Raw genomic sequence first — 12,246 nt, forward strand, 5'->3', positions numbered from 1 at the left:
TCGAACCTCCCTGTCCGACCGCACTGCCGTACCCGAGCCATGGCGGCGAACCTACCATATGATCTGGACCACATTCCAGACATCAGTCCGGAACCATGCTCTGTTTCCGGAAGTGCGGTACGTCACCGATCTGCCGATACCCGGCAAATGGCGCGACCAGTCTCGCGAACAGCGATGATTCCGGTTGATGACGTATCAGGCTGGTCGCGGCCGGTGCGGACCGCATGCCCTGAGTCGATGGTGGGACGATGAACCGGTGAGCGCACCGAAACTGTGGCGAGGGCAGACGTTGCAGGACCGATCCGTCGATCGGCGTGAGCAGATTCTGGCGGTGGCATTCGATCTGCTCGGCGAGGCCGGATCGGCGGCGGTCACCATGCGCGCGGTGACGCGGGAGGCGAATCTGAGCCCGCGCTACTTCTACGAAAGCTTCCCGAACCGTGACGACCTGCTGGTCGCGGTGTACGACCGGGTCGAGGACGGGTTGCGCGACCGGATGAAAGACGTTCCGCGCCAACTGGATCCGCCCGCCACGGTGCGCGCCGCGCTGGAGATCTGCGCGGACTACTTCGAAGGCGATCCGCGCCGGGCGCACGTACTGCTGCGCGAACCACTCGCGAACGACACGTTGCGGCAGCACAGTTCCTCTCGCGCACCGGTTTTCGTCGCGACGCTCGCCGCGGCCCTGGGATCCGACATCGGGGCGCTGGTGCCCGGCGACGCGCCGGGTCTGGCGGTGGCCGGTACCGCGCTGAGCGGTTCGCTGGTGGCGCTGTACCTGGACTGGGTCGACGGGCGGCTGGAGATCTCCCGCGAGCGGCTGGCCGAATCCGCGACGAATATCGCCTTGGCCGTGGTGGCTGCTGCTCGGCTCTGAGGTCGCCTCCCGGTCGCGATGCCGCATGCTCGGAAGGCGGCGTGAAACTACTGTGGCGCAAAACGATTGAGTAGCTTCGGCACGGAACGTGGAGCGTAGTCCTGCTCATCCATCCGGCACGGGCCATCCGGAGGAAGTGTCGCCGTTTCTGATTGCGGCGAGTCCCGGGCAAATCCTCGGCTGCGGGAAGACACAATTCGGTTCGCGCGCAGCGACTGTGCGCTCGCGTGGTCCTCGACGGCTCAGGTTCGCTCGTCGACCAGCCCCCAGGCGAGTGCGGTGTCGACGCCGACATCCTGTCCGGTGAGCGCGAGAAATGCGGTGCGCCAGCGGCCGATTCGGTGAGTGATCCCGACCGTGCCACCGGCTCCGGGCACGAGTCCCATGGATAGTTCGGGCAGCCGGATCCGCGTGTCCCCGGCGGCTTGTACGTGGCCCGCGAACGACGGGACCTCGATGCCCGCGCCGATGCACGCCCCGTGCAGGACCGCCCGCACCCGCGGCGAGAGGCGGTACACCGCGAGGCCCGCGCTCTGCTGTATCCGGACGAGATGAGCTGCGGAAACGTCCGTCGCGGTGCCGAATTCATCGAGATCCCCACCGCTGCAGAAGGATTTGCCGTTTCCGCGCAGGACGATCTCGCGGACCGACTCGTCGTACTCGGCCACCGCCAGCCCGGCCAGTACGCCGTCGCGCACCGCCCGCCCGAACGCGTTGTGCCGATCCGGACGGTTCAAACTCAGCGTCAGCGCATCGCCCGCGCGGTCGAGCAGCACCGGATCGGTCACCTCGGGAATGCTCCGGCGCGGCCGCCCGGCCCGCCATGCCGCGAATTCCGGACCGGCCAGCAACATCGAATAGGCCAGCGATTCGGCCACGAGCCCGTCCTCGACGTCCGCGCGGGCGGTCACCTCGAGCAGTCCCGTGAGAGTGAGGGCCGCACGGGGTGCGGCGGTGACGGTGGCGGCGATGTGCGCGAGGTCGTCGGCGGTTCCGGGGGTCCAGGTGCGTCCGGGCCCGTCCGGGGCGAGTGTGCAGGTGAGCGCATCGAGTACCGGTGCGGCGGCGGGGGGCAATGACGTCTCGCTGAAGCCGACCACGACCACGGTTCGCCGCCCGAGCGCCGCCACCGCGGCATCGGCGTATTCCCACTGGTCCAGGCCGAGGTCCACGATGACGAGCGGATGGGACGGAAGGCTCGTCTCGTCGACGGCGAGCTGCGCCGCGCCCGCCGCGATATCGGCTAGCCCTACAGTAGGTACTCCTTCGCCGCGATCTGTTCCGTGCGCACCAACCGAAGCCACCATGCCCTCGACTTTTCCACAGCCGCCGGACGATGCGCCCGGCTGTCCGGCATTGTCCGCGTAAAGCCTGTCCGGGCAGCTCGTTCCGGGATGGACGGTCCGGATGATCGAGCGGGGTCCGCGCTCCGAATTCGCGGCGTGGTGAATTCCCTCGGGGAGTCGAATGTCAGGCCGTCAGCAAATTCACAGCTAAGCCCGCGGACGAGTTCAGGGCGTTTCGGAAGTTCATCCGCCGAACGCATCGCGCGTTCGGCTCGGAGAGGAGTCGGACATGGCTGTCTACGATGTGGCGGACCGCTCGGCGATCGTGAGCGGCGGTGGTTCCGGTATCGGCCGGGCCGTGGCGTTGGAACTGGCCCGCAGTGGCGCCGCGGTGCTGGTCTTCGATCTGAACGTGGGCCACGCCGCTGGGACTGACCCAGAACGCCGCGCTCGAATACGCGCCGCAGAAGGTCCGGGTCACCGCCGTGGGTCCGGGTTTCATCGAGACCCCGCTGCTGGCCGCCACGATGGACAAGGAGGCGCACACCTTCCTGGCGAGCAAGCACGCGCTCGGACGCCTCGGCACGCCCGAGGAGGTCGCCGGGCTGGTCGCCTTCCTGGCCAGTGACGCGGCCACCTTCATCACCGGCAGTTACCACCTGGTCGACGGCGGTTACACCGCGCAATAGCCGAGTTGTGCCCGGCCCCTGGCGAATCGGCGTGGGGTTCGCCGAGGGAAATTTGTCCCGGTCGCGGCGTGCGGCGGGCCCGGGGGTGGTTAACTCCTCAACGATAGGCGAATCGTTCGATGGGAGGAGGGCCGTGCCGCACGGCGACGGACGGGTGGATCTTCAGCAGGATCAACCCCACAGTGCTCGGATCTACGACTACTTTCTGGGCGGCCAGGACAATTACGCGGCCGATCGGGCCGCGGCCGAGAAGATCGAACAGGCGATCCCCTCGGTGCGCGCGGTCGCCCGGGGCAACCGGCAGTTCATGGTTCGCGCGGTGCGCCATCTGGCCGCCGATCTCGGTGTGCGGCAATTCCTCGACATCGGAACCGGCATTCCCACCGTGCCAAATCTGCATCAGGCCGCACAGGAAAGCACGCCCGACGCGCGGGTGGTCTACGTGGACAACGATCCGCTGGTGCTGGCCCACGCCCGAGCCCTGCTGGTCGGGAGGCCCGAGGGGAAGACCCGCTATGTGGAGTCCGATGTGACCGAGCCGGAGCGGATCCTCGCCGCGCCGGACGTCCAGCAGACTCTGAATTTCGACGAACCGATCGCATTGAGCCTGATCGCACTGTGCCATTTCGTTCCGGGCGAGCGCATCTACGAGATCGTCGACACGTTGCTGGCGCCGCTGGCCTCGGGCTCGTATCTCGTAATGACCCATCTCACCACCGATTTCGATCCGCGGATGGTGGAGGGCACGGTGCAGGCGTACCGGGGGAGCGGCATCGCTATGGAAGCGCGCGACTACGCCGGCGTGCACCGCTTCTTCGAGGATCTGGACGTTCTGGATCCCGGCATCGTCGCCATCGATCGCTGGTTCCCGGGAGGTGTCGAGCCCGAGGTGCCCCGCCTGGTCTCCGGTGCGCCGGAACCCGCGGCGGCCGGATACGCCGCGGTCGGTCGTAAGAGGTGAGCTGAAACCTACTGGCGCACAGCCTCCGTTGCGCTGCAAGCGAGGTGACGAGTCGGCAGCGCCCATCTGCGGCAGATCCTGTTGCGTGGTGACAGCGAAGACCCGGCGTGCATCGAAAATGATTGCGCGCCGGGCCTTTCCGTGCGAGGAATCAGCCCTGATAACCGCTCAGGTCGTAGACCGTCGCGGTGCCGACCTGCTGCGGGATGAACGTGGCGGTCACCCAGTCGGTGATGTCGGTGTGCTGATTGCGGCCGAAACCGCCTGAGCCACCTGACATCTGGGACGGATCGCCGGTCCGCTGCGCTCGGGCGTCGGCCGTGCCGCTGAGGTCGGAGCGCGAATCGGCGGTCCGGCCACCGCCCTGACCACGGCCGTTGGCCTCCACGACGTAGTAGCCGATCTTGCCCGCCTTCACATCCGCCTGGAACTGGGCCAATGACGGCGTCGGATCACTACCGGAGAATCCGCCGATGGCCATCACGGCCTTACCGCTCTGCAATTCCAGCCCGGCCGCGCTGGACGAGCCGTTGACCGCTGCGGCCCAGGTGGAGTTCGTCTTCTGCAACAGGGCGGTGAGCTCCGGGCTCGCCTGGGTCTGCCCCCACCCGAAGTGGGCGTCGGCCTCGGCCGGGCCCACGGTCGGGCCGCCGCCGGTGTGCGAGGTGGCAACGGTGGCCACCGAATAGGCCGCCGGACCCGAGAGCCCGCCGAGCACACCGACCGTCAGTGCCGCGGCGGCGAGCCCGCGGCGGGTGCGATGCGTCCACGAGACCGCCACCAGCACCGCGGCGAGGATCGTCACGATCAGGATCCCCCAGCGCAGTTCCGGATACCAGCCGCTGTTGCGGTGCAGCAGAACGAAACTCCACACCCCCGTCACCGTGAGCAGCGCCGCCAGGCCCAGCCGGCCGAAGATCGTCTCGCGCCGGATCCACATCTCCCGGATGCCGATCGCGAACATTCCCGCAACGGCGGGCGCGATCGACAGGCAGTAGTAGGGATGCACCATCCCGTTCATATAGCTGAACACAGCGCCGTCGATGATCATCCAGCCGCCGAAGACGATCGCGGCCGCGCGCGTCAGATCGGTGCGTGGCGCCCGGCCCCGCGAGACGAGCACCAGGACGAAGGCCAGCAGCGCGGCGGGCAGCAACCAGCCGATCTCGAAGCCGAACTCACCGCTGAACAGCCGCTCCACCCCGCGGACCTGTCCGCCGGGACCGCCGAATCCGGGATGGCCGGAGGACATGTGCGCGGTCGCATCGCGTGCCGCGGTCGGCGCATGTCCGCCGCCGTCGCGGCCCAGCACGCGGGCGAATCCGTTGTAGCCCAACACCAGATTCATGAAGTTGTTGTCGGTCGATCCCGCCAGATACGGTCGGCTCGACGCGGGCCACCACAGCGTCACCAGCACATACCAGCCGCTGGCGACCAGCAGCGCGACCAGCGCGCCGAACAACTGCCAGTGCGCCGAACAACTGCACGATGCGGGTGCGGATCGGATTGGGTGCGGCGATCAGATAGGCCAGCCCCAGCGCGGGCAGCACCATCAGGCCCTCGAGCATCTTCGCCAGGAACGCGAAACCCAATGCCGCCCCGGCCAATACGATCCACAGCGTCGAGGCGCGCCGCAATGCCCGCACGGTCGCGTAGGCGGTGGCCATCATGAGCAGGCACGCGGCTCAGTACACGGTGAAGACGCTGCTCACGGATTTTCGCGGTCGGGCTGAGTGCCGTACGCGGCCGCGAGCGCGGCGACCTGGGCCCGGAAGAACGCCTTCGCCACCTCGGTTCCCCGCTCGACGTGATCGAAGCCGTGATACGCGCCCGGGACGACCTCGAGCGCGCAGGCCACTCCGGCTGCCCGGAGTCCCTCGGCATAGGCGACGTCCTCGTCGTGGAACAGGTCGTGGGAGCCCACGCCGATCCAGGCGGGCGGCAGCCCGGTCAGGTCTTCGTGCCGGGCCGGGACCGCCAGCGGGGGCGCCGTGCCGACCGACGCCGGGCCGAGATAGGAGTTCCACCCGAACCGGTTGCTGTCCTGATCCCACATCCGCAGCCTGCTGCGATCGATGTCGGTGCGGTCGCTGCTGCGATCGTCGAGCATCGGGTAGACGAGCAGTTGCAGCACCGGATGAATCCGGCCGCGGTCGCGGGCCAGCAGTGCCAGCGCCGCGGCCAGACCGCCGCCCGCACTGCCGCCGCCGATCGCGATGCGGTCCGCGTCGACCTCGGAATGTCCTGCGAGCCAACGCAATCCGGTGTAACAGTCCTCGAGTGGAATCGGGAACGGATATTCCGGGGCGAGGCGGTAGTCGACCGAGACCACCAGCGCACCCAGCCGGTCGGCGAACGCCCGGCAGAGGGAGTCGTCCATGGCCGCGGAACCCATGACCAGCCCGCCGCCGTGCAACCACAGCAATCCGGGCCGCGGCCCCTCGCCCGTGGCGGGCCGGAACACCCTGACCGGGACGCCGGGCGCGGCCTGTTCGATCACCGCGTTCGCGCGACCGACCGGATTGAACCGCATCAGCCGCCGGATCACGGGCAGCCGCCGCGGCCCCACCACCGAGTGCGGCAGGAACCGCGCCAGGCGCAGATCGGGATGGAAATCTTCTGTTGTCATCGCCGTGCTCCGAAACTCAGGACAGCAGGCGGCGCAGCAATCGGTTGCCGAAGCCGTACCGGATCAGTCCGTCCAGACTCTGAATCGTCTTCTCCGAGTATGGATACCAGATACTTTCCCGCTTCGGCTGCCAACGGTCGATGAGCACCGGCTGGGCATGGGTGAAACTCCGCAGCGCGTCGGTGCCGTTGACATGTCCCAGGCCGCTGTCCTTGCGTCCGCCGAAGGGCGCCTCCGGGACGCCGTAGATGACCGCGGCGTCGTTGTGCACGACCGAACCCGTGGTCAGCTGGGCGGCGATGCGGCGAGCCTTGGCGGCGTCCTTGGTGAACACCGACCCGCTCAACCCGTACTTGCACTCGTTGGCCAGGCGAATGGCCTCGTCCTCGTCGCGCACCCGCATGACGGCCGCGATCGGGCCGAACGTCTCCTCGGTCATCAACTGCATGTCGTGGTGCGCGCCGACGACCAGGGTGGGCTGGAAGTAGAGCCCGTCACCGTCCCCGGGCGCACCGCCGACGACGATCTGCGCGCCCTTCTCCTTGGCGTCCTCGATATGCCGGGTGACGATGTCCATCTGGCGATCCCAGAACAGCGGACCCATATCGGTATCGCCCGGCCCGTAGGTGATCTCGCCGGCCTTCTGCGTGACCAGCCGGATGAATTCGTCCGCGACGCTGTCGACGACGTAGATCCGCTCGACGCTCATGCAGACCTGCCCGGTGTTGAACATCGACAGATACACCGCACCCGCCGCGGCCCGCTCGAGATCGGCGTCGTCGCACACGATCATGGCGTCCTTGCCGCCCAGTTCGAGGGTGCAGGGCAGCAGGCGTTCGGCGCACGCCGCCGCGATCTTGCGACCGGTGGCGACGCTGCCGGTGAAGCAGACCTTGTCGATCTCCGAGGCGACCAGCGCGGCGCCCGTTTCGCCGTCCCCCCGCAGGACCTGCACGACGTCCTCGGGAACGCCCGCCTCGTGCAGCACCCGCGCGACCCATTCGCCGCCGCGCGGGGTCACCTCGGACGGTTTGAACACCACCGTGTTACCCGCCAGCAGCGCCTGCACGACCGGATTGAGCGACAGCACGAACGGCGCGTTCCAGGGCGTGATGACACCGACCACGCCGAGCGGCTGATATTGGATGAACAGCTTCTTGAACGGCCGCAGGTAACCGTGCAGCTTCTGGGCGTGCGCCCGCAGATCCTTGCGGGCGCGCCCACTCCAATAGTTGAGGAAATCGCAGGCCGGGACGACTTCCACGCCGAGCGCCTCGGCCTCGGGCTTACCGGTCTCCTCACGGACGGTTGCGGCGATCTCCGCGCGTCGGCGCACGATGACGCCCACCGCGCTGCGCAGGATGTCGGCGCGCTCCCCGATGCTGCGCGCGGCCCAGGCCGGTTGCGCGGCGCGGGCGCGGGCGACGGCGGCGTTCACCTCGTCGCTGCGGTCGACCTCGAGTTCCCCGATGGACCGGCGGTCCACCGGGCTGTCCAGGGCCAACCGGCGACGATCACCGTCGGCCGACGGCAGGGTGCGGACGATCGCCATGGTCTTCTCCTCGATGAGCTGATGGACACCTGTCTGGAAGGTACTACGCCCATCTGCGCACAACAAGAGCCGAGTCGCCGGGCGGCGAAAAGCCGTGGGGGAGCGGCCCCCACGGCACATCCGGATCGAGTTCTACTGCGTGGCGGCCTGGCGCTTGGGCAGCTTCCAGCCGGGACGCGGGAAGTGGCAGGTGTAGCCGTCCGGGTAGCGCACCAGGTAGTCCTGGTGCTCGGGCTCGGCCTCCCAGAACGGAACGGCCGCGGTCACCTCGGTGACGACCTTGCCCGGCCACAGGCCCGAGGCGTCGACGTCGGCGATGGTGTCCAGGGCGACGCGCTTCTGATCCTCGTCGAGGTAGAAGATCGCCGATCGATAGCTCGAGCCGACGTCGTTGCCCTGCCGGTCCTTCGTGCTCGGATCGTGGATCTGGAAGAAGAACTCCAGCAGCGCTCGGTAGTCGGTCCGTGCCGGGTCGTAGACGATCTCCACCGCTTCGGCGTGGCCCGGGTGGTTGCGGTAGGTGGGGTGGTCGTTGAGTCCGCCGGTGTAGCCGACCCGCGTCGAGAGCACCCCGGGCTGCTTGCGGATCAGGTCCTGCACGCCCCAGAAACATCCACCGGCCAGGATCGCTGTCTTCGTGTCGGTCACACTTGCTCCTTCGTGAACAGGGTCTTGTACGGACCGTAACCCTCCGCCTCGAGGTCGTCGAGGTGGATGAATCGCAGTGCCGCGGAATTGATGCAGTACCGCAGGCCGCCCGCCTCGCGGGGCCCGTCGGTGAACACATGCCCGAGATGACTGTTGCCGAACACCGAGCGGATCTCGGTGCGGATCATCCGATGACTCAGATCCCGCTGGTCGACCACGGCGTCCGCGCTGATCGGTTTGGTGAAACTCGGCCAGCCGCAGCCGCTGTCGAATTTGTCCAGCGAGGTGAACAACGGTTCACCGGAGACGACGTCCACGTAGATGCCCGGTTCGTGGTTGTCCCAGTACTCGCCGGTGAAGGCTCGCTCGGTGCCGTTCTCCTGGGTGACGTGGTACTGCTCGGGCGTCAGCGCCGCGACAGCCTCGGGGTTCCGGTTGTATTCCTGTGCCACATGACCTCCTCATATCGACTACTTGTTCAACGTGCTTACCGGGCTGGAAAATCCCGGCGTGGGGGGACGTCATACTTCGGTCACGGATCGCTTGGCGGGGGCGCTGGTCCGGGGAGGGGGTGGTCGACTGTGCAGGTGGCTGCCCTCGGCGGAGTGCGGCGGGAGAGAGCCGCGGGAGAGAGCCGCGGTGTCGGGGGAGGGCACCGGACCGGGCTCGAAGCTCAACGCGCAGTGGGGGATTCGCGCGATCGAGGTTGCGACGGGTCGGCTCGTTGGAACGTTCCAATCGGGAGTTCTCCGAATTTAAAACAGTGAAATTGGCATATGCGCATTAAACTATGTCAAACCGCCATGTCTCAAACCACCCCCAACTCAAGTCCAGACAAACCCTCACCAAACACCGCATCACCAAGCCCGGAGCGCACGCGGGTTCCCTCCTGACGTCCGGTGTGAGCGGAATACGGTGTGCTGCAAGGGAGTTCAGAGTCGGAGAGGTATACGGCAGGAGCAGGCTAGACTCGATGACGCTCGGGTCGGCCGATACAGGATGCGAGTAGGAGTGGGCGATGCCGCCGAAGGCGACGGGGCAGCGTCGGCGTCCCTCGCAGGAGCGGGCGGTGGCGACGCGGGAACATCTGCTCGATACCGCCGCGCGATTGTTCGGGGAGCGGGGTATCGCGAACACCTCGACGAACCGGATCGCGGCGGAGGCCGGAGTCAGCATCGGCACCGTGTACCGGTATTTCGCGGATCGCTCGGTCATGGTCGAGGAGTTGCTCGCCCGGCTGCTGGAGAGTATCGAGAAGCGGCTGACCGAGCGGGTTTTCGGGCTGGGGGACAGGTCGATCCTGGAGCAGGTCACCTCCGTTCTGGAGGCGGTTAGCGATGAGCTCGCGGCCAAGGCATCGCTGGTGCGCGCCCTAGCGGCCGGGGTGCAGTTCTACAGCAGCGGTATCCCGGAATTCGAGCCGCGGCTGCGGCTGCTGGCCAAGGTGATCGTGATCCAGTTGCTCGGCCCCGGCGATGATCACCGCTACGACGTGATGGCCTTCGTGCTGATCAATACCGGGTTCGCGGCGGTGCTGCGGGCCTCGGCGCTCGAGGTGAGCGGCGCCGAGCGTCGCGAGGCGATCGCGATGACCGCGGAGATGATCGCCGCGTGGGCCGAGGCCGAACGCAACCGCGGGGTGCGGTAGCACCGCCCGCGACCTGGTGTGACACGCGCATTTGGCATCCAGCTCAGGAGATGTGACCGATCGTTGGTGTCGATCACAGAGTTCGCGGCGACGTCTGGATAGCGAGTCGATTGCTGTCGTATTTTGACGGGGTAGGCACGGGAAAACGGGTCCGTGGTCGTCCGTGAGATGAGGTGGCGGTGGTTGATCTCGGTTGGTTCGACGCGTGGCGGCCGCGGTCCGGGCGACTGATCACGTGGACGGTACTGCCCTCGGCGCGGGCAGCGATGCTGGAAACGCCCGCCTGCGGTGTTCCCGTGCCGGGCTGGCAGGAGCGGTACATGCGCGCGGCCTACCGGCTCGCGGGCACCGAGTGCCGCCCGGCGCGGCTGGACGTGCTGGAGTTCGACGTCGCCGGTCGCCCGGAGATCGCCGCGATGACGCGGGCGATCACCGAACTCGTGCGGCGTCACGAGGTGTTCCGGAGCTGGTTCGCCGTCGAGCCGGACGGGCGGGTGGTTCGTCACCTGCTGTCGCCCGACGAGGTGGAGATGGTCGCCAGGGTCCGCGAGGACGTCATCGACAGCGCATCGATCGAGGAGATGGTGCGGACCGGAGTCCCGGACGCATTGCATTGGGACTGTTTCGGTTTCGGCGTGATCGAGCACGAACGGTCCTTCACGACGTACTTGGCCGTGGATCGGCTGCACACCGATACGGTGGCAGCGCTCCCGGCTGAGGCGGATCTACTGGCCCTGTACCGACGCGAGGCATGCCCGGGTGGCGAACTTCGCTCGGTACTGCGCAATCGGCCGTCCGCACCCCGCAAATACCTTGTGCACCGCGGTTAGGCGGAAGGACCCACGGGTGGGGTACAGCAGGCCTACCGCAGGGTTTCCGGTCCTGCGGACGTTCGGATCCTGATGACTGTAATGCTGGTCGGGGCGCAATTCAGGTGGTTTCCTCATGATCCGATCCCGAGGTGCGAGTGAAAGGCCATGCGATGCCCGTGGACGAGGCAGCCGGTAGCCAGACCGGTGTGCAGGTGGTGAAGCTCGGTGCGCACATCGGCGCGCGAATCGAGGGTGTGCGGCTGGGCGGCGATCTGGATGCCCGGACGGTGCGGACGATCCGGGAGGCGCTGCGGACGCATCGGGTGATCTTCTTCCGCGGTCAGCACCACCTCACCGAGGACGGGCAGTACGAATTCACCGCGCTGCTGGGTGAGCCGACCACGCCCCATCCGACCGTCACCTCGGCGGGCGCGAAGAGCCTGGCGATCGATTCGCGGTTCGGGCGGTCCAACAGCTGGCACACCGATGTCACGTTCGTCGATCGGGTACCGAAAGCCTCTGTGCTGCGGGCGGTTTCGCTGCCGAGCTATGGGGGATCCACGACGTGGGCTTCGACGGTCGCGGCGTACGAATCGCTGCCCGAGCCGTTGCGCCTGCTGGCCGAGGGGCTGCGCGCCCGGCACACGAATCTGTACGACTACGCGGCGACGGCCGAGGACCACCCGGACGAGACCGTGCGGGCGTACCGGCGGGAGTTCGAGGCGACCTATTTCGAGGCCGAACATCCGGTGGTCGAGGTGCATCCGGAAACCGGCGAACGCGCGCTGCTGCTGGGTGGTTTCGTACAGCGGATCGTCGGGGTGTCGCGCGCGGAGTCCGACGCGCTGCTGCGCATATTCCAGGATCGGGTGACCCGCCTCGAGCACACCGTGCGCTGGGACTGGTCGCTGGGCGATGTCGCGATCTGGGACAACCGTGCAACTCAGCACTACGCGGTGGACGATTACGACGGCAGCGAGCGCCGCACGCTGACGCGCATCACGCTGGCGGGTGCGGTTCCCGTCGGCGTGGACGGTGTGCCGAGCACGGTGATCGCGGGCGATGCGCAGCACTATTCCACGGCCGTCTCGTTGCCGCGCGCGGCTTGAACGGTCATCGTGGAGACTTCAGCTGATGTGTCGAA

Annotated in this window: 12 protein-coding genes and 1 pseudogene; 6 read left to right on the forward strand and 7 right to left on the reverse strand. The window is 67.7% G+C overall.

All coding sequences use genetic code 11. The features are described from left to right. The first annotated feature begins 256 nt into the window (after positions 1 to 256). On the forward strand, positions 257 to 877 hold the full coding sequence (locus tag NM2_RS35275; RefSeq protein ID WP_067678239.1) for a TetR/AcrR family transcriptional regulator: 621 nt from the start codon (positions 257 to 259) through the stop codon (positions 875 to 877). Positions 878 to 1,119: 242 nt separating this feature from the next. On the opposite strand, the gene NM2_RS35280 is transcribed toward NM2_RS35275, so the two are convergent. Continuing rightward, positions 1,120 to 2,184, reverse strand: a complete 1,065-nt coding sequence (locus NM2_RS35280) for an enoyl-CoA hydratase/isomerase family protein (RefSeq protein ID WP_084531889.1) — start codon at positions 2,182 to 2,184, stop codon at positions 1,120 to 1,122. A gap of 464 nt (positions 2,185 to 2,648) precedes the next feature. Here NM2_RS35280 and NM2_RS35285 point away from each other — a divergent pair, with 464 nt between their 5' ends. Together NM2_RS35285 and NM2_RS35290 are read left to right on the forward strand one after the other, a co-directional pair. After that, positions 2,649 to 2,852, forward strand: a complete 204-nt coding sequence (locus NM2_RS35285) for an SDR family oxidoreductase (protein ID WP_281182640.1) — start codon at positions 2,649 to 2,651, stop codon at positions 2,850 to 2,852. 133 nt (positions 2,853 to 2,985) lie between these two features. Next, entirely contained in the window at positions 2,986 to 3,813 is an 828-nt protein-coding gene (locus tag NM2_RS35290) for an SAM-dependent methyltransferase (RefSeq protein WP_169816295.1), read from the forward strand. Between the two features lie 151 nt (positions 3,814 to 3,964). On the opposite strand, the gene NM2_RS35295 is transcribed toward NM2_RS35290, so the two are convergent. From NM2_RS35295 to msrB, 6 genes and pseudogenes are all read right to left on the reverse strand, one after another. Further along, the gene (locus NM2_RS35295) at positions 3,965 to 5,275 is read right to left on the reverse strand and encodes a mannosyltransferase YkcB-related protein (protein WP_067678242.1); all 1,311 of its coding nucleotides are present in this window, start codon (positions 5,273 to 5,275) and stop codon (positions 3,965 to 3,967) included. 58 nt (positions 5,276 to 5,333) lie between these two features. Continuing rightward, positions 5,334 to 5,483 (reverse strand): annotated as a pseudogene (locus NM2_RS52065) (glycosyltransferase family 39 protein); the annotation flags it as partial. 38 nt (positions 5,484 to 5,521) lie between these two features. Beyond that, complete coding sequence (locus NM2_RS35300; protein ID WP_067678245.1) at positions 5,522 to 6,442, reverse strand: alpha/beta hydrolase; 921 nt, start codon at positions 6,440 to 6,442, stop codon at positions 5,522 to 5,524. Between the two features lie 16 nt (positions 6,443 to 6,458). Next, positions 6,459 to 7,994: an aldehyde dehydrogenase family protein gene (locus NM2_RS35305; protein WP_067678248.1), complete on the reverse strand. Its 1,536-nt coding sequence runs from the start codon at positions 7,992 to 7,994 to the stop codon at positions 6,459 to 6,461. A 132-nt stretch (positions 7,995 to 8,126) separates the two neighbouring features. Continuing rightward, the gene (gene msrA, locus NM2_RS35310) at positions 8,127 to 8,642 is read right to left on the reverse strand and encodes a peptide-methionine (S)-S-oxide reductase MsrA (RefSeq protein WP_067678251.1); all 516 of its coding nucleotides are present in this window, start codon (positions 8,640 to 8,642) and stop codon (positions 8,127 to 8,129) included. Continuing rightward, positions 8,639 to 9,094: a peptide-methionine (R)-S-oxide reductase MsrB gene (msrB, locus tag NM2_RS35315; protein ID WP_067678254.1), complete on the reverse strand. Its 456-nt coding sequence runs from the start codon at positions 9,092 to 9,094 to the stop codon at positions 8,639 to 8,641. The genes msrA and msrB overlap by 4 nt, the downstream gene beginning before the upstream one ends. Positions 9,095 to 9,660: 566 nt before the next feature. Between msrB and NM2_RS35320 the strand changes: the two genes are divergently transcribed. The 3 genes from NM2_RS35320 (at position 9,661) to NM2_RS35330 (ending at position 12,211) form a co-directional block, all read left to right on the forward strand. Then, positions 9,661 to 10,290 carry a TetR/AcrR family transcriptional regulator gene (locus NM2_RS35320; protein WP_067678262.1) on the forward strand — a complete coding sequence of 210 codons (630 nt, stop codon included), beginning with the start codon at positions 9,661 to 9,663 and terminating at the stop codon, positions 10,288 to 10,290. A 179-nt stretch (positions 10,291 to 10,469) separates the two neighbouring features. Further along, complete coding sequence (locus NM2_RS35325; protein ID WP_157121523.1) at positions 10,470 to 11,120, forward strand: hypothetical protein; 651 nt, start codon at positions 10,470 to 10,472, stop codon at positions 11,118 to 11,120. 152 nt (positions 11,121 to 11,272) lie between these two features. Beyond that, positions 11,273 to 12,211, forward strand: coding sequence for a TauD/TfdA dioxygenase family protein (locus NM2_RS35330; protein WP_067678268.1), 939 nt, complete (start codon positions 11,273 to 11,275; stop codon positions 12,209 to 12,211). Positions 12,212 to 12,246: the final 35 nt, after the last annotated feature.

Source organism: Nocardia miyunensis NBRC 108239, from assembly GCF_001613065.1.
Taxonomy (GTDB): Bacteria; Actinomycetota; Actinomycetes; order Mycobacteriales; family Mycobacteriaceae; genus Nocardia; species Nocardia miyunensis.